The sequence below is a fragment of the Sulfitobacter aestuarii genome, assembly GCF_042685005.1.
GTDB lineage: Bacteria > Pseudomonadota > Alphaproteobacteria > Rhodobacterales > Rhodobacteraceae > Sulfitobacter > Sulfitobacter aestuarii.
In genome coordinates, this window is record NZ_JBHUMP010000005.1 from 180,361 (window position 1) to 204,596 (window position 24,236).

Genomic DNA, 24,236 nt, shown 5'->3' on the forward strand with positions numbered 1-24,236 from the left:
GCAAGGCAAAGGGGCGCGCACCCTGCGGTCCGCGCCCCTCATCTCATCCGGCAAGACAGCAAGGCCTCACTCGGTGTAATATTTCGCCCCGTAGGCCCCATAGGCGCCGTATTGTCCGCCATAGCCATAGCGCTTCATGCCCCGAGCGCTGATCTGGCTCAGCACCAGCCCGCTGATGCGCTGCTTGGTCTGGTCGAACATGCGCAGCGCTTCCTCGACCTGCTGCTTGCTGGTGCTGTCCCAATAGACGGTGAACAGGATCGCATCGGCGACCTGGGCGATGATCCTCGCATCGGGCACCACCAGAACCGGCGGCGTGTCGATGATGATCGCGTCATAGCGCCCCCGCATTTCCTCGATGAAATCGCGGAAACGGTCGGAGGAGAAAAGATCGGCGGCATTGGTCGCGGTCTTGTCCCCGGCCAGCACATCGGCCCCGAAATCCGCCGGACGATGCACGGCATCCTCGAACCGCATCTCGCCGCTCAGCACCCCGACGATGCCGCTGGTCGGCAGGGTCGGGAAATATTCGTTGAGCGTGCGGCGGCGGATGTCTCCCTCGATCACCAGAACCCGCTTGCCGAGCCCGAGAAGATTGGCCGCCAGCGCCAGCGAATTGGTGGTCTTGCCCTCGCCCGGCACAGAGGAGGTCGAGAGGATCACCTGCGGCGGGTTGTCCACATTGGACAGCATCAGCGAGGTCCGCAGGTTGCGCACCGCCTCGGCGGCGGCGGAGGTCGGCTTGTCCAGCAGATAGCGCAGGACATTGGGCCGTTTGCCCGCTGGAATTTCCGGAATCTGGCCGAGCACGGTCAGACCGGTATGATTTTCGAGCTCGCGCGCGGTGCGGAAGCTGTTGTTGCGCATCTCGCGCAGCAGCACGATCCCCGCGCCGATCATCATGCCGAGGATCATCGACAGCGCCAGGATGCGCGACTTGCGTGGCTCCGAGGGCGCGCCCGGCACCACCGCATTGGACAGCACCCGGCTGTCGGCCTGCTGGATGCCCTGTTGCGCCGAGGTTTCCTTGAGCCGCGTGAGGAAATATTCATAGAGCGTGCGGGTCGCCTCGGCCTCGCGGGTGAGCTGCTGCAGGGTGATCAGATCTTGCCCCTGCCGCGCGACCTGACGTTCGAGCTCCACCGCCGAGCGGCGCAGCGCCTCAAGCTGCTGTTCGGCCCGCGCGAGATCGAGCGCCTTGCGGTTGATCACCATCTGGTAGCGGTTGTCGAAAGCCGCCACCATCTCGGGCCCGTCATCGAGCCGTTGCGCCATGCGGGTCAGCTGCGTGTCATCGGCCAGAGCCACCTTGTCCTCGATGGCTTCGGCCGCGCGCAGCCCCTCCAGTTCCGCCTGAGCGGAGCTCACCGTCTGCTCGGCCGTGGCGATCCGCTCGCGCATGTCCTTGATCTGGCGTTCCAGCGCCTGCAGCCCCTCGATCGAGACGAGCTCGGTGCGCGAGGAGAAATCAGACGCCTTGGTTTCCGCCGCCTCGAGCTCGACCTGCAGCTCGCCGACGCGGTTGGTCAGCCAGGTGGTCGCCTGTTCGGTGGCTTCGAACTTCACCTCGATCTGGTTGAGGATATAGAGTTCGACAATCGCATCGGCGATCCGCGCCGACTTGCGCGCCGACTCGGTCTCCACCGTGACGTTGAATACAAGAGACTGGCGGATATTGCTGATTGATACCTTGTCGAGCAGCGCCGACACCACCGCGTCGCGCCGTGACTGCGCCTCGATGTCGCTGAGCTCGGAAGCCTCATCCCCGCCGAAAAGCGCCCCGATGCTGTTTCTGATGCCGCCCGTGACGTTCGCCACCAGCCCCGGTTCGCGCAGCTCGCCGTTGAATTCCGGGTCGTTGATGAGATCGAGCCGGTCCACCACCTTGCCCATCAGCCCGCGCGAGCGCAGCACTTCGATCTCCGAATTGACCTCGGTGGAATCGCCGGACATGCCGCCGACGACGCTTTGCAGATCGACGATATTGTCCTGCTTGGTCTGCAGGATCACCACCGAGGTCGCCCGGTAGAGCGGCGTCGCCACGACAAAGGCATAATAACCGCCGATCAGCAGCGCCAGCGCCGTGGCCAGCGCGATGATCCACTTGCCCCGCCACAGCGTTCCCGCCAGCGCCGCGAGATCGATGGAATCATCTTCGGTCTCCGGCAGGGACGGCGCGAATTGCTGCTTCTTGGGGAATTCAGTCATGTATATGTCTCGTGAGAAGGCGGATTGTCGGAATTTGCGCGGTTTCTAACTCACAAACGATGGATATACCATTGGACGTGAGTGCTATTTTAAGGCAGTTTCCGAACTAATTGCAGGGCTGCTGGTTCTACCCTTCTGATCCCCCGGCAGACATGCTAGAAAACACGGAATAATTTGGAGAGCCATGATGATTAGTAAGACGTTTATCGGTGCCGCAGCCCTCACCTGCTTCGCCCTCCCGGCGCTCGCCGGAAATCTCGAGACCGACACGCTCGCCGACGGCCCGGTGGATGCCGCGATCGATTGCGACGATGCGGCGAATGCCGAACACGAAGTATGCCTGGCGCTGCCCGTGGGGCTGGCCGGGGTAACCAACTTCGCCTTCGTCGCACCGGCCGTGCTCGGCGGCGCGGCGCTGGTCGGCGCTGTCGCCGGTTCTGGCGGCAACAACACCACCGGCACGACCAGCACCACCGGCACGACCGGCACCAATTAAGCCCCGGCCATAATCTGGTCCGGCCCCCGCCGGATCAAGACTTGCGCTGACGAGGCGCGGGCCCCGACCGACAGGTCGGGGCCGTCTGCATTGCTCGAATCCGGAAAAATCTATACAATCAGCATGTCAGAACACACCCGTCTTTAACGGCCTTATGGTGTTCTGCTTTTTGCGCGTGGTGGCGCAGTGGGGCCTTTTTCCATCTTTTTGGCCCCCGATTTCTGGAGTGGAACAATGCTGACATTTGATCGAGCCGTTTTGCGGCAACAATATCCCCTTGCCTGTCGTATCGCGCAATCCGGGCGCAGGCTGTTGCGCCGGGCTGCGCTCACGCTGGCCTTCCTGGCCCTCCCGATCGCGGCCCAGGCCCAGACCTATCCGCAATCCCGGCCCCATATCGTCAAGAACGACCGAGGCGGATTGTTGCTCAAACGCCTCGCCGAAATCCGCAACCTGCGCCGAACCGGCCAGCCGGTGCGGATCACCGGCTCCGTCTGCTACTCGACCTGCACCATGCTGATCGGCCTGCCGCAGACCTGCATCTCCGCCGATACGACTTTCGGCTTTCACGGTCCGAGCTCTTTTGGTCGGCCCCTCGACCCGCATACGTTCAACCGCGCTTCTGCCGTGATATCAGAACATTACCCTGCTCCGCTGCGCAGCTGGTACATGAGCAAGGCGCGTTACAACCTGCGCTCCCTGTCCTATGTCAGCGGCCGCGAGATGATCCGTCTCGGCGTCCGGGCCTGCTGAAGCGCGCCGACTAACCGGTCAGCTTCTCGACACTATGCGCGGGAAGCTTGACCCGCACCTTCTGCCCCATCAGGTCGATCAACAGGCCGATCCGCTGATCCTTGCCGAGCTGTTCAACAGTGGAAACGATCTCCGCGAAGGGCCCCGAGATCACCCTGATTCGATCCCCCGCGCTCAGATCCGAGCTTTCCAGCATCTGGCCGTCATCGCAACGCGCCCGCAGCCCGGCCATGAATTGACCCGGCAGGCCACGCGGATTGCGAAGGTCATTGAGCAGCAGCCGGGTGATGCCACGGGTGGCGTTGATCGCGGTCCAGCCCGGCCGCCGCGGATCGAACTGAACGAAGATATAGCCCGGGAACAGCGGTTTGGAGCTGACGCTGCGGATCCCGCCGCGCAGGCTGGTCTCGCGCCGTCGCGGCGCGAAATGCGCGAAACCCTGCCGCGCCAGATTGCGCTCCGCCAGCGTCAGCCCGTTCGGCTTGAGCTGCGCCACGAACCAGTTTTCCGCTTCAGCCATCACCGCATGTGCCGACATCGACCTTCTCCACTCGTACCGGCGGCAGCCGCGCTGCCGTCACAATTTGCCCCTCTTGGATCAGGAATGCCGCGGAATGTGAAGCGGTGGGAAGGCGAATTGCTGCGGCGAATCGCACCACAGGCGATCGAACGCGCAGCGCCTTTCCGCCCTTCGTCGCCTCGCGCGATTGTTTTCTGTATGGCGTCTTAATATCGATTAATATTTCGTTAATACGCGCACCGAATTCGGCATTGGCCGCGATGGCCTTCGCAAGGCGAATCACGTATTCTCAGATCGCCTGCCACTCGGCAGCACGCCGCCGAGCCGGTCTTTTGCACGCGACAGCGCCGCCACCCTGCGCTATCAGCGGTGCCGACAGGTCAGAATGTGAGTTTAGCGATGTCTCTGGATTACCCCAATACCGCCTCCCGGCGGCGCCGATATGCGGCCTTCGCCCTCACCGGCTCGCTGGCGGCGGTGATCGGTTACCTGACCCTGATTCCGAGCGATCTCTCCCAGGGCGTGCCCGGCAGCGACAAGCTCTATCACTTCCTAGCCTTCGCCGCGCTCACCCTGCCCTGCGCCGCGCTCTACCCGCGCGCACTGCTGATGATCCTGCCGGGTGCGCTCCTCTATGGCGGGGTGATCGAGCTGATCCAGCCGAGCGTCGGGCGCTCCGCCGAATGGATGGATTTCCTCGCCGACATGCTCGGCACCAGCGTCGGCGCAGCACTCGGGCTGATCATCAACCAGCTCCTGCCGCGCTCGTTCAGCCGGGCGGAGCAACGCATCCAAAGCTGAACGCGCGGCGCATCACACGCCCGCATCCGGACGGCAAACACGCCAACAGCCGATCGCGAGACCGGCTGCAAGTCCTCATATCCAAACGATAAATCCTGCCGCGCCTCAGGCGCCGCGCCGTCCCAGGACGATGCTGACGGTGCGCCAGACCAGCCAGGTATCGAGCCAGAAATTCTGATGCGCGATGTAATGCAGATCGGCACGCACCTTGGCCCGCGTCGCCTCCAGCCCCTGGACATAGCCGACCTCGGTCTGGGCATAGCCGCTGATCCCGGGCCGTACCGCGTGACGCTCGCGATAGCCGGGAATCGTCTTCAGATAGACCCGCGCATGTTTGTAGTAATCCGGCCGCGGCCCGATCAGGCTCATCTCGCCGCGAAGCACATTGATGATCTGTGGAATCTCGTCGATCCGCGCCTTACGCAGGAACCGCCCCAGCGGCGTGATCCGGTCGAGTTCCAGCGGATCGTCGGCGCCGCGGGTGATGCGGTCGGCGCATTTCATGCTGCGGAACTTGATCGCCCGGAAGGCCTTGCAATCCTGTCCCATGCGCAGCTGCACATAAAAGAGCGGCCCGGCATTGGGCCCGCGATTCAGTAGCTTCAGCACCAGACAGCAGATCGCGAAAAGCGGCAGCAGAAGCAGCGAGACGACACAATCAAACGCCCGTTTCGCAAATCCGTAGGGACGCAGGGGCAGAATTCGGGCCGGAACTTCGAAAGCTTGGCTTTCGACAAGCGTGGCATTGGATTGCAATTGATAAGTCGGAAAATCGTGATGCTTCACTGGTTACCACCTAGAAATGCAGGGCCGAAAAATGAGCTTTCTTGTACGGACCCATGAATATTCGAGCCCGCGGTCTTTCAACCAGATTTGAATGAAGATGGCAATTGAGGAATTACACTTTGTTGACGCAAATAATGCCAACAGGGCGTTGGGCATCAATACGGCGGCAAATGCAAGCCAAAAGCAGATAAACCGCTCAATTGGTGCGTTTTTGCAACATCGCGATTTGCAGGGTAATTGAAATGCAACAGTTGTTGCCGAAATGTCAGGCGCGCGCGGCCGGTGCTTCGAGATCCTCGAAAGCCCCCGGCACCATCTCCTCCCAGAACCGCACCATTTCCGACACGTTCAGCGCCGAGCTCCAGCTCAGCCGGGCGAATTCCTGACGCGCCAGCTCGTCGGTGAGACTGGCCAGAAACAACCGTCGGTCGGCGTCGCGCTGGGTCGGGCTCCGCGCTTCGACAAGGCTGCGGATCCGCGCCATCAGCGCCGCGCGGCGCTTGCGTTCGCCGTCGATCTGCGCTGCGCGTTCCGCCTCCGCCGCGCTCACCGCCTGGCGCTGAGCGACACCTTGTTCGGCCGCGGCCTTTGCCTCCGGCGAGGGCTGCGGCATTGGCGTGGCATCCTTGTAATCGCCCTTCAGCGCGGCGGTCAGATAGCGTACCGGGCTACTCACTGCCCCCCTGCCCTTCAGATAGTCGAGTTTCTCGGAGACATAATCCTCGCCATGTTCGGCGATCCACTGCCGCGCCAGCCGGTCGCTCACCCCGACCTCGACCAGGGCGCCATAGACCGCCCCCTGCCGCACCGCCGCACCGTCATCTATATCGAGCATCGCCAGCTGCGGATTCTCCTTGATCAGGAAGCGCAGCTCGCTGACCTGCCGTCCCATCTTGCGAAATTCCGGGGTGATCAGGATATTCGAGGTCTTGTTGACCTCGTTGACCGCCGGTTTGATCACCTTGCCGTTCAGGTGTTTGAAGCTCTCGTAATAGGTGCTGCCATCGACACCCATCAGGCGGCGGAACAGATCGATCGGCCACCAGCCGGTGCTGCCGGTGCGCACGAAGCGATAGCAATTCTCATAGAGCGCCAGCGCATGACCCGAGGTGAAGCGGCGCTGGATGTTGAGGTTGATCAGCGCGAAGACCTTGGGGTCATGCAGCTTCTCGGCCAGCGCCGGGGAATAGGCGTATTCACAGACCCCGCCCGCCAGCTTGGCATAGGAGAGGAGAGCCGAGACCCCCCATTCCTGGCGGCCCTCGGAATCGAGCATGTCCCATTCCGCCGTGGTCTCGGCAAGGCTGCGCAGCGATTGTTTGAGCGCCGCCATGTCGTTGGAATTGTAGCCGACCATCAGGCAGAGGGTGCGCGCATCGATCTGGTGCTTGGCCCGGGTCACCAGCGTGTCATAGGCATTGAGCAGCAACACGTTCGACAGTTTGCGCTGCAGCAGCGTCAGCTTGCCGGAGACATGGATCGCTGCCACGTTCTTCTTTACCGACTTGCGCCGCAGCGCGCCGGTCAGCTTGTCATGGGGTATGTCACTCGCCTGCATCTGCCCTGCTTTCTTCCCGCGGCGCCTGCTGGCGCTCTCTGCGGTTCTGCTCGCCCTCAGTATGGCGCAATAGGTGCCCGCGCTCAATCTTTGTTAGGGTACCCGTTTACGGGAGGAGCCGCTCCCGTAAACGGGTACCTGTCGCGCATAGGGACCCGTTTTCGGGGGGCATCTGTGGATAAGAAGCCGCGATAATGGCCGCGAAGGCCGCTTTAGCCCCGGTTCCCGCCCATAGGGCCCCCTGCTCCCGCGAATCGGCCCCCTCGGCCCTGTCTGTGGGGTCCCCTGATCCCGTAGACGGGTGCCTATGATCCCGTAAACGGGGTCTCATGTTGTTTTAAGGAACTGTTATATATAGTATTTATCCGGTTAAAGATTCAAAAGGCCTGAAAGGAAATACAAGCTTTAGGCTGCTGTTTTCCCTGTTTTAGGATGGAAGAAGGGGAGGTTTCGCCTGCGAAACCTCGGAACCCCCCGGAAATGCGCCGCTGTTCTTTGTGATTCACTTGCCAGAGAGGATGTGCGATGATTTGCGCAATAGAGCCCTGAAAGGGCGATCTGATTGAGGCATCGCGACATGGACAAGAAAAACGACACCCCGATTCCGCCCTATCTGAATCTCAATCCCGAAGCCGCCGGCAAGAAGCTCGGGCCCTCCGTGGACACCGCCCGATTCGCCCGGGCGGCGGCCTTTGCCGGGCGCGGGCGCAAGGATCTGGCGGAGCGGGGCTATGCGCCGGACGGGCGCAAGAAGCTGCGGAAATTCTCCACCTGGGAGGTCTGTCGCTACTTGATACCGGTGGCGCCGGCGCATCTGCGGCGGGTGCTCAACAAGAACCCGGATCTGCCGCAGGGCGAGGGTCAGGGCAATGCGCGGTGGTTCTCGCTGGAGGAGATCCTTCAGCTGCGAAACCACTTCGCCGAGGAGGGGGTCAGCACGAAGGAATACCGCCCCTACCGCCCCGAGGGGCTGCCTGCGAAGGTGGTGGCGGTGGCCAATTTCAAGGGCGGGGTCGGCAAGACCTCGACGGCGGGGCATCTGGCGATGTCGGCGGCGCTGGACGGGTACAAGGTGCTGGTGATCGATCTGGATTCGCAAGGCTCGATGACCTCGATCATGGGCGGTCAGGTGGCCGATGAATGGCAGACCGTTTTCCCGCTGCTGGCGCGCGATTACGCGGTGAATGTGCAGGCCGAAAACCGGGTCAGGGAGGCCGCCGGAGAGCCGGAGCTGCCGCTTGACGAGACGCTGACCGAGGCGCTGACCATGTCGCTCAAGGATGTGGTGCAGAAGACCCATTGGCCCAACATCGACCTCATCGGCGCGCAGCTCAATCTTTACTGGGCGGAGTTCCAAATTCCGGTCTGGCGGATGGCGTTGCGGGGCTGGGCGCTTTGGGATGCGTTGAACGGGGCGCTGGAGCAGGGCGGGGCGCTCGATGATTATGACATCATCCTGCTCGATACCCCCCCTGCCCTCGGCTATCTGACGATCAACGCGCTGGCGGCGGCGGATATCATCCTGGTGCCGCTCGGCGCGTCGTTTCTGGAGTTCGATTCGACCGGCCGGTTCTTTGACATGCTTTATTCGACCTTCGCCTCGATCGAGGACGGCGAGAACGCGGTGCGGCGCCGTGAGGGGCTGCCGGAGATCAAGTTCGAATGGGACGTGGTGCGCGCGATCATCACCCGGTTCGACCCCTCCCAGCAGACCGATCTGGCGAATGTGATCCAGGCCTATTTCGGCGATATGACCAATGCCTACCGCCAGGAATTCACTGCCATGGTCGGGCAGGCCGGAGAGAGCGTCAGCGGGATCTACGAGGCCGATTACCGCAATTACAACCGCGAGACCTATGTGCGGGGGCGCGAGACCTTCGACCGGACCTATGCAGAGTTCAAGGAGATGCTGATCGGGGCCTGGTGGCGTGACGGGCAGCTGGCGGCGCAACAGCAGCAAGAGCAGGCACAGGACCAGCAGGAGGTGGAGCATGGCTAAACGCAGGCAGCTTGAGATGCCCTCAGCCGAGGCGCTGAAGGAAATCGAGGAGGGTTTCGCGCGCGAAACCTCCCCCGGGCCGGGGACGGGGTTGCGGCCGCCGATTGCCGATGTGGTGGCCGATGCGGCCCTGCGCAACGACCCCCTGCCCCAGGCGCAGCGCGAGGCGCTGGCCAAGGACAAGGCCGATGCGCGGCTGATGCGCGAAGCCCGCGAGAAGGGGCTGGTGGCGGTCGAGATCCCGGTGCACGAGATCACCGCAGACGCGCTGACCCGGGACCGGATGGCGCTGGATGACGAGGAAATGAGCGAGCTGGTAAGCTCGATCAGCGCCCATGGGCTGCGCCTGCCGATCGAGGTTTTCGAGCCGACAAATCCCGAGGCGGCGGGCAAATATGCGCTGATCTCCGGCTTCCGGCGGCTGGCCGCGGTGCGGCGACTCAACGATTATTCCGGGGGCGAGCGGCACCGCACGATTCAGGCCTTCATCCGCCAGCCCGGCAGCATTGCCGAGGCGCTGGTCTCGATGGTGGAAGAGAACGAAATCCGGGTCGGGCTGAGCCAGTATGAGCGCGGCCGGACGGCGGCAATCGCCTTTCATGACGGGGTCTTCGCAAGCCTCGAAGAGGCGGTGAACACGCTGTTCACATCGGCCTCCAAGGCCAAGCGGTCGAAGATCCGGTCCTTCGCGCTGGTGCATGAGGAACTGGGCGACATGCTGCGTTTCGCAACGGCATTGAGCGAGCGGCAATGCCTGCGCATCGCGGCGGCGCTGCGGGCCAATCTGGGCGAGGATCTGCGCGACGAGCTGGAAGGGCATCAGCCCGAGACGGCGGAGCAGGAATGGGAGCTGATCGAGCCCATTGTCACCCGTGCCGAGGGTCAAGCGGACCCGGCACGCGGCGGGCGGCCGCGCAAGGTCAGCAAGGTGGTGCGCTCGCCGAGGGTGCCTTTGGCCAATGGCCGGTCGATGGAGCGGGTCGAGACGCCGGACGGGTTTGCCATCCGGCTTTACGGCAATGTCGATACGGTGCTGGTCGATCAGGTGATGGATCATATCCGCTATCTGCTCGAAGAAGTCTGACGCGAAACGGGGAGGTTTCGCGCGCGAAACCTCCCTGCCCCGGCGGTCGATCCTGGCGTGAATTGCGCTGCCAAGCGCTGGAAACGCACCCGGTCCGGCCCCTTTTTCTCCCTCATCAATCCTGTTGATGCCTCCCCTGCCCGCCTGCTGTTGCGCGGGCGACGTACGCGGCGTTAGCGGCTCTGCAACCGGGCTGCGCGATGCTCCAGGCCTCGTTCATGCAAGGAGGCGCAAATGCCACTTATCGACCGGTTTCAACATTATTCCACCGGCCTCACCGGGCCGATCTGCGGCGGTTTCGCGATCACGCCGGATGATGCCATTGACGTGGCGAGCGTCACCCGCGCGATCATTCTGGGGACCGGCGGTGACGTGGCGCTGCGGCTTCGGGATGGCGACGAGCTGACCTTGCTGAACCTCGCGCCGGGGGTGATCTATCCGCTGCGGGTGAGCCGGGTTCTGGCCAGCGGCACGACGGCGACCGGCATCACGGGGTTGCTGTGATGCTGGGGGCTGGCGTGGGGTTGCTGCCGCAATATCGACGCAAGATCCCGGTGCCGCTGCCGCCCGGTTTCGGCTGGGATCAGGCGCGGTTTCCGCTCTCCGTGACGCGGCTTGGCACCGGGTTTCGCAGCGGGCTCGAGCCGCGCGCGCTGGTCGATCCGCTGATCTGGCAGGGGCTGGCGCTGCATGTCGATGGGGATCTCGGCGATGACGGCAACAGCGGGCTGGGCGCGGTGGAGGGGGATTTCTCCGCCGCCAAGCGCAGCATCCATGCGGCCTTCGTCGCGGGAAATGCCAGCGGCGCGCCTTATCGGGTGATCGTCAAGCCGGGGTTCTACGAGGAGAGCGCCTTTACCCGCAACGGCAACCAGGAGCCCGATCAGCCGGTGGCGATCATCGGCTGGGGCGGCAAGCTGCGCTATCGCACCGGGCCGTTTGCGGTGCAATGGGGCGATGCGGGAGGCAGTTATTCCGCGCCGGTGAGTTCGGTCAAACGGGTGTTTCGCTGCGATCTGCGCGACGATCAGGGGCTTTACCGCGAGCTGTTGCAGGTGGCGGATGCGGCTTCCTGCACGGCGACGCAGGAGAGCTGGTGTGATCTCGGCGGGTCGGTGCGGGTCAATATCGGGGCCGCGCCGGGGGAGTCGGATATTGCGTTGATCCGCAGTTTTCACGGGGCGCGGTTCCTGTCGCATGCGCGCGATCTCTACCTCGAGAATATCGAGGTCGAGGCTGGGATCAGCGGGGCGCTGCATCTCGACGCGGTGGCGGCGCGCAACGTAGTCGCGGTGAATTGCGCCTTCGGCTATGCGGCACCGAGCAACCCGGCGAGCCCGCTCGACGCGGTCCGGGTGCGGCGCACCGACGGGCTGCTGGCGTTCTTTGACTGCGCGGCGTCGATGGGGGCCAAGGACGGCTGGTCCTTTCACGAGGATGGGGTCGGCGGGATGCATGTGCTGCTGGAGCGCTTCACCGGGTATCGCAACGGGATCGATCCGGCGACATCCTGCAACGGCTTCACCTGTCACGACGGGGTGCGTGCCGTCGTGCTTGGCGGCGATTTCGGCTGGTCGCGCAAGGGTACGGAGGTGCATTGCGTGCAGGCAGCGCAGGTCTGGCTGGCGGGGAGCCGGGCGACTGCGCGCGATGTCGATGGTACGTCGGTGGCGTTCAAATGTTCCAACGATGCGAGGATGTGGTTGCAGGATTGTGTCGCGGATGCCGCCGGGGCGGCGAGCAACCTGGCGATCGAGGCCAATGGCGGGCAGGTCCATACCCGCGCTCAGGCGGTACTTGGCGGGGATCTGCTGGCCTCGGGGGCGGGGGCGATCTCGGGGTTCTGAGCGAGGCTGTCGGCGAGTTCGGACCAGTCCGGGAGCGTCTCGGGCTGGCGCGGCATGGTTTCGCAGCGGTCGATTTGTTCATAGGGGATCAGGCGGGGCAGCGACGGGTGGCAAAGCCGTTGCGGGCCGAGGATCGGCAGGCCGAAGTGGCGGTAGAGCAGGATGCGGTTGGAATTGGCGCGCTGGTATTCGATGCCGGGCCGGTCGCGATAGGGGGCGAGGCCGATGTCGGCATGGGCGATATGTGCCAGCGTGGTGTCGAAGTCGGTCTCGCCGTGGAAGGTGAGGTTGCGCCGGGAGGCGCGCGCGCGGCAGCGGCCGAGCACGTGGATCTGCCATTGCGGTTTCGCACGGGCGATCCTGTCGAGCGCGTCGCTGTCGAGCTGGCTGGTCCCGGCACAGATGGCGATCCGGTCATCGCGGCGGCGATAAGGGTCAGCAGTACTGACCTTCATCCGCGCTTTCGGGATGCCGGGGTGGTCGATGGTCACATGGGGATGGCGGAAGCGGTGCGAGAGGCTGGGGCAGGGCAGGCTGATGCGGGTGAAGTGGTGGCTCGCCGCCTCGGCGCGCAGCAGCGCGGGGGCGGCGTTGAGCAGCGAGATGTCATCATTCACCCGGTAGATCCGGGGAGCCTGCGCGGCGCAGCGCGACAACAGCGGCGCAAGCAGCACCGGCGCGCCGCTTTCGCAGATCACCAGATCGGCGGCTTCGAGCGCTGCGGACAGGCGGTCTCGCCAGTGGCGGACGCAAAACGGGCTGAGCGCGCCGAGGAGCGCCGTCAGCGGGGCGAGTCCGGTATTGACGGGGTAGGCAAGGGGCAGGGTGTAGAGGCCCGTCAGCGAGGCACTGAGGCGGGTTTCGCCCGGAAGCGGCGAGTGGTGGAGCGCGGCGAGGCGCTTGTCGCCCCTGAGCCGGGCGAGCTGGCTGTAGCCGACGGTGGCGAAGGTCACGTGCCAGCCGGTGTCTTGCAGGTGGTCGCTGATCCAGTGGATCGAGCCGCGGCGCTTCTGCCGGGGGAAATGGCTGGTGAGGATCACGGCGCGTTTCATGCGGCAGGCTCGCGCGCCGGGGGCAGGGAACAGCCGCTGAGCAGTAGCGCGTAGAGCAGGCTTCCGAGCACAAGGTCGGGCAGCGGCCCGAGGCGCAGGCAGAGCAGGATCACCGCCATGCCCGCGCCGCTGAGCAGCGGCGGCAGCGGGATCCAGAACAGCGCGCCCGGCAGGCAGAGCAGGATACGGGCGCGGTTCAGGAACCACACCAGTGCGAGCAGCGCGGCGGCGGAAAGTGCGGCGGCGGTGAGCGGCGCGGAGAGGGCCAGCGCCGGGGCGCAGAACAGCACCGAGAGGCCGAGGCAGAGCAATGCGCGCGCCAGCACCGGCGCGGTTGCGCCGCGTGCGGTCAGTGCCTGGCTGAAGGGCATGGCGAGCGCCGCAATCGGTACGAGCGGCAGCAGGGCGACGAAAACCGGCAGCACGGCGTCGGCCTGATCGGGAATCAGACGCGGCAGCAGATCGGGCGCCAGGAACCAGAGCCAGCCGGTGATTCGGCTGCTGAGTCGCAGACTGTGCGCGAGCCGCGCCTGCTGCGCCGGTCGCGTGGCGCCGGGCGCGGCGAATTGCGGCAAGGCGAGGTAGCGCAGGGGCGCGATGCCGAGGGTCTCGAGCATCGCGACGAGCCGCGTGGCGATCTGGAAGGCACCTGCGGCGGCGAGGCCGAGCGACAGGCCGATGGCGATCTGCGCGAGCGGCAGGAGCCCGGACGCGAGCAGGTCACGCGTCGCGATCTCTGCGGTTTTACGCGATGTTAAGAGTTGTTCCCTTAGCCTGGGCGGGCCGGTCGGGCGCCAGCGCGCCTGATGCAGGCTGAGCAGGGTGCCAAGCGCGGTGTTGCAGGTGACGAAGAGGATCAGCGCGCCGCTGCCCCAGCCTGCGGCCAGCGCCGCGAGACAGGCGGCAGCGGCGATGCCCTGCACGCTGAGGCTGCGCAGGGCGAGGGCGCGCAGGGCCAGATGCTTGCGCAGCAGCCCGTCGCTGACCGCGCCAAGACCCTGCAGCAGCGGCAGGAGGGAGAGGATCAGAAGCGCCCTGTTGCCGAGTGCGAGGGCGATCAGGGCCAGCGCGAGGGAAAGGAGCGCGCCGCTGTTGACGGAGAGCCAGAACAGCGCGTTCAGCCGCCGCTCGCTGGCGCGGCGGATCACCACCATCTCGGCGATCCCGGCGCGGTGCAGCGCTTGCGAAAGGCGGATCGGGGCATAGGCAGTGGCGAAGATTCCGATCTCGGCCAGCGACAGGAACCGCGCGGCCAGCAGGAAGACCAGCGCGCCGATACCGGCGCGGGAATATTGCAGGAGGGAGGACCAGAGATAGGGGCTCATGAGGTGGCCTTTCGCGGACCGGGCGGCGTGGCCAGGCGCAGCAGCGGGGTTTCGACGAAGCGGTGGGTGAACAGCGCCAGCGCCAGGCAGGTGGCGAGCGCCAGTCCGAGATAGAGAGCGAGACCCAGCGGCGTGGCGGGCAAGAGCGGCAGGACCAGCAGCGTGGTGAGACGCAGGGCGAAGCGATGCGACAGGTAAAGCGCATAGGAGGCATCGCCGAGCACGCGGCCCGGCAGGCGGCGTGCCGGGCAGAAAAGCGTCGCGGCGGCGGTGATCAGCAGCGCCGGTAGGCCGGCGGCGATGAACCGGGGCAGATCGGTGGCATCGAGCGCGACAAGCAGCGCCAGCCCGGTGCCAAGGGCGAGGAGCGCCAGCGGCAGGCTGGCACGGCGCCAGCCGCGCTGCCAGAACGCGGCAAGGGCGATGCCGTAGCAGAATTCGAGAATCAGCGGGTTGCTCCAGACCTGCAAAGGCAGGGGCAGCGGCGAGAGCAGCAGGCCGCAGAGCGCCAGAAATCCGAGGATGGCGCAGATGAGAGGCAGGGGGGTGGACAGGGGAGCCGACCCGTCTGTTGCGGGCCGGACCGGCGACGGTGTAGCCGTGAGGTGGGCGTGCGGGTCGGAGCTTGTCGCGCCGGGCGCCTGCGAAGCCCGGTCTGCTACGCGGCATTGGTGCGGGGGAGGGTTCGTCACGATTTGCGTCTGTGCGGGGGAGCGTGTCAGGATGCAGGCGCGTGAGGGGGAGTTTGTCGCGATGGGCGACTGCGAAGCAGGGTTTGCTGCGGGGCGCTGGTGCGGGGGTGAGCTTGTCACGTTATGCGCCTGCGACGGGGAGCTTGCCGGGATGCGCACGCGCGACGGGGAGCTTGTCGCGATCCTTGCGGGCGACGTAAACATTGCCGCGAGACGCGCGCTCAGGGAGGGCCTTTGCACCACCTGCCCGCGCGAGAGGGAGATCGTCTGGAGGCGGGCGCACGAGGCTGGGCCGGTTGCGATCCACGACCGCGCCGCCGGCATGGCGAGGCAGAGCGCGCAGAGGACGTAGAAAAAGACCTCGTAATTCAGCGTCCAGCCGAGCGACAGCAGCGGCGCGATGCGCCCGTCGGGCCGGGCATGGGGCAGGAACGCATAGGAATGCAGCGCCCCGGCCAGATCAAGGCTGCTGTCCTTGGCGGCGCCGGGCAGCAGCAGCAGGGTCAGCAGCATCAGCGTGGTGAAGAGGTAATAGAGCGGCGCCACGCGCCAGAGGCGGCGCGCGAGGAAGGGCAGGGGACGCGCGATGTGCCGATGCAGCGAGAGGCTGATGATGAAGCCCGAGATGACGAAGAAGATATCGACCCCGCGACTCCAGGGCAGGGCGGCGAGGGGAAGGGGCGCTGCGCGGTAATGTTCGGCCTCGGCGAGGATATGGCCGATCAACACCATCAGCGCGGCGAGACCACGCAGGGATTGCAGGCCTGCCAGCCTTGTGTTCGTCGGCGTTTGCGTCGCCAGCGGGGTGACGGGCATCCCGGTCATGCCGCGCCTCCGGCAATGACGCGGCTGCCCGGTCGGCTCCCCGGTCGGCCGCGCGCGCAGCGCAGGGTCAGCACGATCAGCAACAGCGAGAACAGGAAGTTCTGATGGGTGAAATAGATCCCGTGGCTGGAAAACAGCAGCGCCGCGCCGAGCTGGGCATAGAGGGTCGCCCAGCCCAACGATTGCTTCGCCTTGTGAAACAGCAGCCGGAAGCCGAAGCCGCAGAGCGCGATCACCAGCGTTCCCGGCAGCAGGCCGAAATCCACATAGACGGCGGTGAAGAGCGGCAATTCTCCGCCCCCGCGCAGGGCGGCCAGCGCCGCGAGTCGTGGTGCCAGCAGGTCGCTGAAGAATTCTTCGCTGAAGCTGAGGAACATCAGCCCGCGCAGGGAGATCGCGCCGAAGGTATGGGCGATCTCCGCCTGCAGCGGTGCGAAGCCGTTGCGCATGTCGTTGACGAAATAATAGGCGAGTTTCTGGCTGCCGAGGTCGAGCGCGCTGCGGTTGATCGCCGGGTTGGTCAGACTTTCGCGCAGCACCCAGGTGAGGAGGAAGAGGAGCAGGGCGAGGGCGAGCCATGCCAGGCCGAAGAGCCGCCCGCGCACCAGGCAGGCTGCGAGGTAGCTTGACGCGAGGAATTGCAGCAGCAGCAGGCGCTGGCTCATTACCAGCGGCAGCAGCGTCAGGGCGATGGCGTTGAGCGCCAGCACGCCGAGGCAGGCGCGCCGCGCACCTCGGCCCAGGGCGCCGCTGGCCAGGCAGGCTGCGGCCAGGCAGCCGGTGGCGGGCAACGCGGCATAGAACAGCCGCATGCCGGTGAAGAGCTTGTGTTCGATCAGCAGGTCGCGGGCGGTCAGGCTGTCGGCATAGGCGAGGTTGAGCAGCGGCGCGAGCCCGCCCGTGCGCGCCGCGGTGAGCGCGATCCAACCCAGGGTCACCGAAAGCAGCAGCAGGTTGAGCCCGAAGGTCAGCCCGGCCAGGCGGTGGAGCGGCACGCCAGGGCGGAAGGGGCGGCGGCGCGGCAGGCTGTGGCGGGCGGCGAGATCCGCCACCAGATAGACGAGCAGCGCGGTGCCGATCCAGACCGCCCCCGCGCTGCCGAAGGCGCGCAGATCGAGCATGTCGCGGTGTAGGAACAGGGCCACCAGGTCGAAATAGCCCGGCAGCGCCAGCGCCAGCCCGGTAATCGCCAGGCTGACCCCCCAGCACATTAGCAGCAGCGGCGCCGGGCCGATCATCCGCATCAGGCCACCGCCCGCGCGGCCTGCAGGCCGTTGTAGATCTGCAGATCCTCGGCGCAGAGCGCGGCGATGCGCTGGCGTATTTCCGGCGCGACGGCGGCGCTGCGCGGCGCGCGGTTGCGGTGCCAATAGGGCAGGGGGCCGCCGCTCAGCCGCCGGAGGGCGCGGTGAAACTGCCGCGGAGCGCCGAGATCGCCGATGAGTGCGAAGCGTGACAGGTTGTGCAGCGCCCGTGCCACCGAGGGTGCGCTTCGCCCGCCCGGCCCGCTCTGGCCCTGGCCGAAATAGAGCAGGTATTGCCGCGCCAGCCGGGGCGCATCGGTGCTGTCGAGGAAATCGGCGAGCCGGGCCGGGCGCGCCGGGTCGGGATGGCGGCGCTGCAGGTAGCGGTAATGCGAGATGAACCGCGCCACCGGGTCCCGCAGCAGGGTGACATGGCAATAGCCGTAGCGGTCATGCAGCTCAGGGTTGTAGTGGACATGGCCGGTGATCAGCCGTTTGCCCGACTTGAGCAGTGCCGCGAGCTGTTCCTGGCGGGCGCGGTAATCGGAGGCGATCCGCGCTTCGCCGCGCAGCAGGGCATTGCCCTGATCCAGATTTATTCGTGCGTTCGAAAGCAGATGGCGCAGGCGCAGTGCCGCGCTGAAACTGCTGCCGCCGCATTTCGGGACATGGATATAGACGATACCCGGGAGGTGTGATCTCTCTGCCATATTTGCAACTTTTGCGTGCGTTGTTTGCGATTTGTTAAGGGTCGCATGGGTAGGGTTAACGCAGGATTAATGATGATCAGGGCCCGTGACGCGGCGCTCGGAAAGGTTGAAGATGCATATCGTCCATGTACTTACCCGCCTTCTGCGGGCCGGATCTGAGGAGAATACGCTGGCGACCTGCCGCGCGCAGGTCGCTGCCGGGCACCAGGTGACCCTCATTCATGGCGCCGAATGGGACCACTGCTGGGACACTCTCGAAAGCGCCGGAATCGCCCGGATCGGGCTGCCGGAGATGGTCCATGCGCTGCGCCCGCTGCAGGATATCGCGGCTCTGCAGGTCCTGCGCGAGCTCTACCGCTGCCTGAAGCCGGACGTGATCCATACCCATCAGAGCAAGGCCGGCATTCTCGGGCGACTGGCGGCGGATGCGGTGCCCGAGGCGCTGGTCGTGCATGGCATCCATATCGTGCCTTTCGAGGCGGTCTCCGCGGCGCGGCGCCATGCCTATGTGGCGGCGGAGAAGATGGCGGCGCGGCGTACCGACCTGTTCATCGGCGTATCGCAGGCGGCCGGCCGGGCCTATGTCGAGGCCGGGATCGCGCCTGCGGAACGCGTGCATTGCGTGCGGTCGGGGATGGATCTGGCGCAGTTCCAACAGGCCGTGCCGCCCGGTGACGGGGAGCGGCTCGTCGGGCCGGGGCGGCCGAAAGTGGCGCTGATGATGGCGGCTTTCGAGAAGCGCAAGCAACATCTGCCGTTCCTGCGTGCCTTTGCCGAAAGCCGCGCCGCCCGGCTCCCGGGGTTGAGGTTGCTGCTGGCCGGGCAGGGTCCGGAAGAGGCGCCGGTGCGCCGCGCCGTGGCGGAGCTCGGCCTGCAGGAGAAAGTGGTGTTCTGCGGCCATCGCCCCGATCCCGGCGCGCTGCTGGCGCTGGCCGATGTGGCGGTGCTGAGCTCGGCGCGCGAGGGGCTGCCGAGGGTCGCCGTGCAGGCGATGGCCGCCGGGGTGCCGATGGTCATCAACGATCTGCCGGGCATTGACGAACTAGTGCGCCATGAGTGCAACGGCCTGGTGCTGGCGCCCGGCGATGTGGCGGGCACCTGCGACGCGATGGCGAGGTTGCTCGAAGATCCGGCGCGGCTGGCGCGGCTCGGCCATGGGGCGCGGCAGACCGATGTTTCCGATTGGGCGCTCGACCGGCTCGGGCGCGATACCATGTCGCTTTACGCCGAGGCCGCCGCGGCGGCGCGTCAGGAGGCGGCGCTGGTGGCCGCGTGAGCCTCTATATCAACGGCCGCTTCCTGTGCCAGCCGCTTTCCGGCGTGCAGCGTTATGCAGGCTCGCTGCTCGACGCGCTCGATGCGCTGCTCGATGCCGATGTGGCCCTGCGTGCGCGGCTCGGCGCGGTGCAGGCGCTGCATCCGCCCGGCCCGTTGCGGCGGCCGGAATGGCGCCATATCGCGCTTTGCGAGGTCGCCGGGGCGCAGGGCCATGTCTGGGAACAGGTCGCGCTGTTGCGTCGCGCGCGGCACGGCCTGTTGCTGAGCCTGTGCAACAGCGGGCCGCTCGGCCATCCCCGGCAGGTCCTGGCGCTGCATGACGCGCATATCTGGCGCCAGCCCGAGAGTTTCGCCTGGCGCTACCGGCAGTGGCACCGGCTGCTGCGACCGCGGCTGGCGCGGCGCGCCGCGCGGTTGCTCACGGTCAGCCGGTTCTCCGCCGGGGAACTCGGGCGCTGTCTTGACCTGTCGGCGGAGGATTTCGCGATCGTCGGCAACGGAGCCGATCATCTCGACCATCTTGCGGACCATCCGGCGGCGCTGGCGCAGCTTGACCTGCCGCGCGCCGGGTTCCTGCTCTGTGTCGGCAATCTCAGCCCCAACAAAAACCTTGTCCGGCTGGTCGCCGCGCATCGCCTGGCGGGGGAGCGGCTGCCGGAACTGGTAATCGTCGGCGCCGCCGCCCCCGGTGTCGCGCATTCCGCCTTGAGCGCCGCGCCGCGGCTGCGGCTGCTCGGCCGGGTCAGCGACGCGGTGCTGCGCGGGCTCTATGCGCGGGCGGATGGCTTCGTGTTTCCCTCGCTGAACGAGGGTTTCGGGATTCCGCCGCTGGAAGCGATGGCCTGCGGCACGCCGGTGCTGGCGGCGCGGGCCGGGGCGCTGCCGGAAGTGCTCGGCCCGGCGGCGCACTGGTGCGATCCCCGCGACGTTAACGATATGGCAAGGGCTTTGTGCGACTTCTGCGCCATGTCGCAGGCGCAGCGCCGGGCGCTGGTGGCGAAGGGCCGCGCGCGGGCGGCGCGGTTCACCTGGGCGCGTGCGGCGCGCGCGCTCTCCGCGGAGCTGCTGGCGCTGGCGGAGCCGTTGCCCGGGCAGCTTGCGCTGCGCCGCCCGGCGTGATCTGCGTCTTTGCCGGTTTCAGCTGCCGGTGCCGCGCAGCACCGCGCCGAACGTGGCGAGCAGCACCTTCAGGTCGCGGCGCGCCGAGATCTGCGCGCAATAGGCGCTGTCGAGCCGCACCCGCACGGCATAGCAGCCCCGCTCGCGCGCGCTGACTTGCCAGAGGCCGGTAAGCCCCGGACGCTGGCCGAGATAGCGCGGCAGATGCTCGCCGTAGCGTGCGAGTTCCGCCGCGGTGACCGGACGCGGTCCGACGAGGGACATCTCGCCGCGCAGCACGTTCCAGAGCTGCGGCAATTCGTCGAGGCTGCTGCGGCGCAGGAAACGGCCGAGCCTGGTTATGCGCGGATCCCGGCCGAGCTTGGCGCGCGCCGCCCAGTCATCGGCGGCGCGACGATCCTGCGCGAGCAGAGCGGCGAGCCGCGCCTTGGAATCCTCATGCATGCTGCGGATCTTCCAGCAGGTGAAGGCCTTGCCGTGACGGCCGATACGCCGGTGACCATAAAAGCCCGGCCCCCCGCCGCCGCGCACCAGCAGCCAGAGCAGGGCGATCAGCGGCAGGGTCATCGGCAAGGTGGCCAGCACCAGCGTCAGGTCGAGCAGGCGTTTGCCATGCCCGGCGTAGAACCCGGTGCCGGGGCGGGCGAGGTCTGCCGCCGCGAAAGGACGATCGAGATGGGCCATCGGTGCTCCGTCACTGTGATCCCACCCACAGTTCTGTCGCGTTCGAGTAAATGGCCCGCGCGGTTAAGGCCCGGTTAATCCCGGCGAATTTTTCGATATTTTTCGGCAATTGCGGCGCAGTCTGACGGGGCGGAAGGCGGGGTCCGCGATGACTTTCGGCGCGGTGCATGATAGGGTGAAGGCAAGGAGGACGAGAGATGATCATGCGGATTTTCCAGGTGGTCACCCGGCCCGGCAAGGAGGCCGAATTTGCCAATTTCTTCTACCGTACGGCGATTCCGCTGATGCGCCGCACCGACGGGCTCGTCTCTATCCTGCCCGGCGCGGCGCGCGCGGAAAGCCCGCGGGAGTTCAGCTTCGTCATGGTCTGGCGCGACCTGGCGGCGCTCAAGGCCTTCGCGGGGGAGGATTATGCTGCACCCCATGTCGATCCGGCGGAGGAGGCTTTGGTCGAGTCGCGTCTTATCCGCCATTATGACCTGGTGGCGGAATGAGGGGGCGTGCGGCCGGCAGGTGAAAGAAACAGCGGGCGTGAGAGGGCCGCCTGACGGAATCCCCGGTCGTGCAGCAAGTTGGGGATGAAACCCGGGCTCAGACGCTCGAAAAGCTGACACCCTCCCCGTCGATCCGCGCGGCGGTGAGCCTGCCGGTGGCATAGGCGCCGGTGTCAATTGAGATGACGCCGTCCTGCGCGCGCGGGGCATCGACGATGGTGTGACCATGCAGCACCCAGATCCCGTCGCTGCGTGGCATCCGGCGAAATTCGGGATGGCCCCAGAGCAAGGTGTCGCGGGACTGCGCGTCGATCGGCAGCTGCGGGTCGGCGCCGGCATGGAGAATGGCGATATTGCCGTTGCGGTGGCAGGTCGGCAGGGTCCCGACCCAGCGCAGCAGCTCCGGGCCGAGCGCTTCGGCAAGCGCGTCGCGCGCCGCCGTGAGGTTCTTGCCCTCGGCGCTGTCGCTGATCCGGGCGATTCCAAAGCTCGCCAGGGTCTGCAGCCCGCCATTGCGCAGCCAGCGCGGTCCGTGACGGACCGGCTGCGCGAGGAAGTTGAGCATCATCTCTTCGTGATTGCCCATCAGGCAGGTGACCTCCGGACGCGCCTGCAGACAGCGCAGGACTTCGGCGCTCTGATCGCCGCGGTCGATGTAATCGCCGACGCAGATCACCGGCAGGTCGGCGTTTTGCAGCGCGCGTTCGAGCAGGTCGAGACGCCCATGGATGTCCCCGAGCGCGATGAAGGCGCTGTCGGGGGAGGGGGCTGCGAAGTCACTCGTGTGTCGCGGGCGTTTTCTCAGCCATTTGCCGAACATGAATGGACCTCGATCGGGAAGTGTTGCAATGGGGACGCAAGCAGGATTGTTATCCTATTTCACCCCTCGGGGAATGTGAAGTTGGCTGCCGTTTCTTTAGGGTGCGGGCAAAAATAACGAGGTATCGGGTTTGAGACGCGCCCTGACGAGAAGCTGCGCCGCCGCGGCGCTTCTGGCCCTTTCCGGGGGCGGGCTGACGGCTGATCCGTCGCTGACCACCTATGGCACGCCGGGGCTGGTCGAGATGCCGAGCGCCGAGGTGCTGGCCCCGGGCGAGCTGGCCTTCGCGGCGAGCGTGTTCGGGCCGAATGATCGCTATACCGGCACGTTCCAGTTCCTGCCGCGGGTCTATGGCTCGTTTCGCTATTCGATCATCGAGGGGTTCAACGGCCCGGTGATCGGCAACCGCTATGACCGCAGTTTCGATCTGCACCTGCAGCTGATTGAGGAGAATGCCCGGATGCCCGCGCTGGCCTTCGGGTTGCGCGATTTTCTCGGCACCGGCATCTACAGCAGCGAATATCTGGTGGCGACCAAACATCTCGGATCGCGGCTGAAGGTGACCGGCGGGCTCGGCTGGGGACGGCTGGCCGGGCGCGGCGGCTTTGACAATCCGCTCGGGGTGATCGACGACCGGTTCGAGACGCGGCCCGGGCGCGGCGATCGTGGCAATACCGGCGGGCAGGTCGAGGCGCGCAACTGGCTGCGCGGCGATGCGGCGTTCTTCGGCGGGCTGGCCTGGCAGATGGGCGAGCGCACGACGCTCTTTGCCGAATATTCCTCGGATATCTATGATGAGGAAGAGGCCAAGACCGACATGAAAGTCGGCTCCGGGCTCAACCTCGGAATCGAGCATCGTTTCCGCAACAACCTGCGGCTCAAGGGCTTCGTCATCGGCGGCGAGGAGATCGGCGCGCAGCTGAGCTACGTGCTCGACCCGGCGCGACGCGTGGTGCCCGGCGGGGCCGAGGGGGCGCCGCCCGCGCTCGGGGCGCGCGAACGGCTGGCGGCGGCGAGCTGGAACGATCCGGCGCAGGGCGGCGGCCCGGCGGCGCTCGAAAAGGTGCTGGCGCACCGGCTGGCCGAGGAAGGGCTGGTGCTGCAGGGATTCAGCACGAGCGCCACGGCGGCCAGCATCCGCATCGAGAACCGGCGCTGGGATGTCGAGGCGCAGGCCGCCGGGCGCGCGGCGCGGGTCATGGCGGCTGTGCTGCCGCCGCGGATCGAGCAGTTCAGCGTCGTGTTCCAGCAGCGCGGCGTGCCGGTGAGCCGGGTGGTGAGCCGCCGCTCGGATCTCGAGGAGCTGGCGGATGATTACGACGGCGCCTGGCGCACCCGGGCACGGGCCGGGATCGAGGATGCCGCGGATCAGCCGCGCGGCGACGCGCTGCCCGATGCCTTTCCGCAGTTCAGCTACGGGCTGTCGCCCTATCTCGCCCTCTCCTTCTTCGATCCCGACAGCCCGGTGCGGGCCGATGTCGGGGCGCAGCTCAGCCTCGCCTATCAGCCGAGCCCCGGCCTGACCTTCGCCGGGCGCTTCCGCTATCCGCTGGCGGGCAATATCGACAAGGCCGACCGGCCCTCGGATTCGGTGATCGCGCGGGTGCGCACCGATGTGCTGCGCTATGCCCAGGAATCCGATGTCGAGATCAACAACCTGACGGCGGAATATCTGTTCCGTCCCGGGCCGGATCTCTTCGGGCGGGTCACCGCGGGCTATCTCGAGGACATGTATGGCGGCGTCTCGGGCGAGCTGCTGTGGTATCCGGTGGCAAGCTCGCTGGCGCTGGGGGCGGAGCTCAATTACGCCCGGCAGCGCGATTTCGACATGCGGCTCGGCTTTCAGGATTATGACGTCATCACCGGCCATGCCTCGGCCTATTACGATTTCGGCAATGGCTTCCTCGGGCAGATCGACGCCGGGCGCTACCTGGCCGGGGA

General features: G+C 66.3%; 24 protein-coding genes. 12 read left to right on the forward strand and 12 right to left on the reverse strand.

Translation table 11 applies throughout. The features are described from left to right. Window positions 1-66: 66 nt before the first annotated feature. Window positions 67-2,208 (reverse strand): GumC family protein, encoded by a 2,142-nt coding sequence (locus ACFSUD_RS08475; protein WP_386373374.1) that lies wholly within the window; start codon window positions 2,206-2,208, stop codon window positions 67-69. A 187-nt stretch (window positions 2,209-2,395) separates the two neighbouring features. On the opposite strand from ACFSUD_RS08475, the gene ACFSUD_RS08480 reads away from it, so the two are divergent. Together ACFSUD_RS08480 and ACFSUD_RS08485 are read left to right on the forward strand one after the other, a co-directional pair. Beyond that, window positions 2,396-2,704 (forward strand): hypothetical protein, encoded by a 309-nt coding sequence (locus ACFSUD_RS08480; RefSeq protein ID WP_386373375.1) that lies wholly within the window; start codon window positions 2,396-2,398, stop codon window positions 2,702-2,704. A gap of 234 nt (window positions 2,705-2,938) precedes the next feature. Further along, window positions 2,939-3,457, forward strand: a complete 519-nt coding sequence (locus tag ACFSUD_RS08485; RefSeq protein WP_386373379.1) for a hypothetical protein — start codon at window positions 2,939-2,941, stop codon at window positions 3,455-3,457. A gap of 10 nt (window positions 3,458-3,467) precedes the next feature. Here ACFSUD_RS08485 and nusG read toward each other — a convergent pair whose 3' ends face one another. Together nusG and ACFSUD_RS08495 are read right to left on the reverse strand one after the other, a co-directional pair. Beyond that, window positions 3,468-3,995, reverse strand: coding sequence for a transcription termination/antitermination protein NusG (gene nusG, locus ACFSUD_RS08490; RefSeq protein ID WP_386373381.1), 528 nt, complete (start codon window positions 3,993-3,995; stop codon window positions 3,468-3,470). Beyond that, window positions 3,970-4,260, reverse strand: a complete 291-nt coding sequence (locus tag ACFSUD_RS08495; RefSeq protein ID WP_386373383.1) for a hypothetical protein — start codon at window positions 4,258-4,260, stop codon at window positions 3,970-3,972. Before ACFSUD_RS08495 ends, nusG begins: the two co-directional genes overlap by 26 nt. Window positions 4,261-4,376: 116 nt before the next feature. Here ACFSUD_RS08495 and ACFSUD_RS08500 point away from each other — a divergent pair, with 116 nt between their 5' ends. Continuing rightward, window positions 4,377-4,778 (forward strand): VanZ family protein, encoded by a 402-nt coding sequence (locus ACFSUD_RS08500; protein ID WP_386373385.1) that lies wholly within the window; start codon window positions 4,377-4,379, stop codon window positions 4,776-4,778. Window positions 4,779-4,883: 105 nt separating this feature from the next. Here the strand turns inward: ACFSUD_RS08500 and ACFSUD_RS08505 are convergent, their stop codons facing one another. Further along, the gene (locus tag ACFSUD_RS08505) at window positions 4,884-5,564 is read right to left on the reverse strand and encodes a sugar transferase (protein ID WP_386373386.1); all 681 of its coding nucleotides are present in this window, start codon (window positions 5,562-5,564) and stop codon (window positions 4,884-4,886) included. A 91-nt stretch (window positions 5,565-5,655) separates the two neighbouring features. Between ACFSUD_RS08505 and ACFSUD_RS08510 the strand changes: the two genes are divergently transcribed. Next, window positions 5,656-5,805 (forward strand): hypothetical protein, encoded by a 150-nt coding sequence (locus ACFSUD_RS08510; protein WP_386373388.1) that lies wholly within the window; start codon window positions 5,656-5,658, stop codon window positions 5,803-5,805. Window positions 5,806-5,829: 24 nt separating this feature from the next. Here ACFSUD_RS08510 and ACFSUD_RS08515 read toward each other — a convergent pair whose 3' ends face one another. Then, window positions 5,830-7,122, reverse strand: a complete 1,293-nt coding sequence (locus ACFSUD_RS08515) for a replication initiation protein (RefSeq protein WP_386373389.1) — start codon at window positions 7,120-7,122, stop codon at window positions 5,830-5,832. A gap of 577 nt (window positions 7,123-7,699) precedes the next feature. Between ACFSUD_RS08515 and ACFSUD_RS08520 the strand changes: the two genes are divergently transcribed. The 4 genes from ACFSUD_RS08520 (at window position 7,700) to ACFSUD_RS08535 (ending at window position 12,052) form a co-directional block, all read left to right on the forward strand. Further along, complete coding sequence (locus ACFSUD_RS08520; RefSeq protein WP_386373391.1) at window positions 7,700-9,121, forward strand: AAA family ATPase; 1,422 nt, start codon at window positions 7,700-7,702, stop codon at window positions 9,119-9,121. Continuing rightward, the gene (locus ACFSUD_RS08525; RefSeq protein ID WP_386373393.1) at window positions 9,114-10,205 is read left to right on the forward strand and encodes a ParB/RepB/Spo0J family partition protein; all 1,092 of its coding nucleotides are present in this window, start codon (window positions 9,114-9,116) and stop codon (window positions 10,203-10,205) included. The genes ACFSUD_RS08520 and ACFSUD_RS08525 overlap by 8 nt, the downstream gene beginning before the upstream one ends. A gap of 234 nt (window positions 10,206-10,439) precedes the next feature. Further along, window positions 10,440-10,709 (forward strand): spike base protein, RCAP_Rcc01079 family, encoded by a 270-nt coding sequence (locus ACFSUD_RS08530; RefSeq protein WP_386373395.1) that lies wholly within the window; start codon window positions 10,440-10,442, stop codon window positions 10,707-10,709. Then, window positions 10,709-12,052: a hypothetical protein gene (locus tag ACFSUD_RS08535; protein ID WP_386373397.1), complete on the forward strand. Its 1,344-nt coding sequence runs from the start codon at window positions 10,709-10,711 to the stop codon at window positions 12,050-12,052. Before ACFSUD_RS08530 ends, ACFSUD_RS08535 begins: the two co-directional genes overlap by 1 nt. Here the strand turns inward: ACFSUD_RS08535 and ACFSUD_RS08540 are convergent. The 5 genes from ACFSUD_RS08540 to ACFSUD_RS08560 are packed head-to-tail and all read right to left on the reverse strand — an operon-like array spanning window position 11,992 to window position 17,900. Continuing rightward, window positions 11,992-13,104 carry a GumK N-terminal domain-containing glycosyltransferase gene (locus ACFSUD_RS08540; RefSeq protein ID WP_386373399.1) on the reverse strand — a complete coding sequence of 371 codons (1,113 nt, stop codon included), beginning with the start codon at window positions 13,102-13,104 and terminating at the stop codon, window positions 11,992-11,994. The genes ACFSUD_RS08535 and ACFSUD_RS08540 overlap by 61 nt on opposite strands. Beyond that, window positions 13,101-14,429, reverse strand: a complete 1,329-nt coding sequence (locus ACFSUD_RS08545; protein WP_386373400.1) for an oligosaccharide flippase family protein — start codon at window positions 14,427-14,429, stop codon at window positions 13,101-13,103. The genes ACFSUD_RS08540 and ACFSUD_RS08545 overlap by 4 nt, the downstream gene beginning before the upstream one ends. Beyond that, window positions 14,426-15,946, reverse strand: coding sequence for an acyltransferase family protein (locus ACFSUD_RS08550; RefSeq protein ID WP_386373402.1), 1,521 nt, complete (start codon window positions 15,944-15,946; stop codon window positions 14,426-14,428). Before ACFSUD_RS08550 ends, ACFSUD_RS08545 begins: the two co-directional genes overlap by 4 nt. After that, window positions 15,943-17,190, reverse strand: a complete 1,248-nt coding sequence (locus ACFSUD_RS08555; RefSeq protein ID WP_386373405.1) for a hypothetical protein — start codon at window positions 17,188-17,190, stop codon at window positions 15,943-15,945. The genes ACFSUD_RS08550 and ACFSUD_RS08555 overlap by 4 nt, the downstream gene beginning before the upstream one ends. Continuing rightward, window positions 17,190-17,900, reverse strand: a complete 711-nt coding sequence (locus ACFSUD_RS08560) for a sulfotransferase family 2 domain-containing protein (RefSeq protein ID WP_386373406.1) — start codon at window positions 17,898-17,900, stop codon at window positions 17,190-17,192. Before ACFSUD_RS08560 ends, ACFSUD_RS08555 begins: the two co-directional genes overlap by 1 nt. A 112-nt stretch (window positions 17,901-18,012) precedes the next feature. Here ACFSUD_RS08560 and ACFSUD_RS08565 point away from each other — a divergent pair, with 112 nt between their 5' ends. Further along, window positions 18,013-19,176 carry a glycosyltransferase gene (locus tag ACFSUD_RS08565; protein WP_386373408.1) on the forward strand — a complete coding sequence of 388 codons (1,164 nt, stop codon included), beginning with the start codon at window positions 18,013-18,015 and terminating at the stop codon, window positions 19,174-19,176. Beyond that, entirely contained in the window at window positions 19,173-20,297 is a 1,125-nt protein-coding gene (locus ACFSUD_RS08570) for a glycosyltransferase family 4 protein (RefSeq protein ID WP_386373410.1), read from the forward strand. Before ACFSUD_RS08565 ends, ACFSUD_RS08570 begins: the two co-directional genes overlap by 4 nt. Before the next feature lie 18 nt (window positions 20,298-20,315). Here ACFSUD_RS08570 and ACFSUD_RS08575 read toward each other — a convergent pair whose 3' ends face one another. Next, window positions 20,316-20,981 (reverse strand): sugar transferase, encoded by a 666-nt coding sequence (locus ACFSUD_RS08575; protein WP_386373412.1) that lies wholly within the window; start codon window positions 20,979-20,981, stop codon window positions 20,316-20,318. Between the two features lie 197 nt (window positions 20,982-21,178). Here ACFSUD_RS08575 and ACFSUD_RS08580 point away from each other — a divergent pair, with 197 nt between their 5' ends. Further along, window positions 21,179-21,475, forward strand: coding sequence for an antibiotic biosynthesis monooxygenase family protein (locus ACFSUD_RS08580; protein ID WP_386373414.1), 297 nt, complete (start codon window positions 21,179-21,181; stop codon window positions 21,473-21,475). A 97-nt stretch (window positions 21,476-21,572) separates the two neighbouring features. Here the strand turns inward: ACFSUD_RS08580 and ACFSUD_RS08585 are convergent, their stop codons facing one another. Then, window positions 21,573-22,295, reverse strand: a complete 723-nt coding sequence (locus tag ACFSUD_RS08585) for a metallophosphoesterase family protein (RefSeq protein ID WP_386373416.1) — start codon at window positions 22,293-22,295, stop codon at window positions 21,573-21,575. Window positions 22,296-22,425: 130 nt separating this feature from the next. Between ACFSUD_RS08585 and ACFSUD_RS08590 the strand changes: the two genes are divergently transcribed. Beyond that, the coding region (locus ACFSUD_RS08590; protein ID WP_386373418.1) for a YjbH domain-containing protein at window positions 22,426-24,236 on the forward strand (1,811 nt) is incomplete at its 3' end.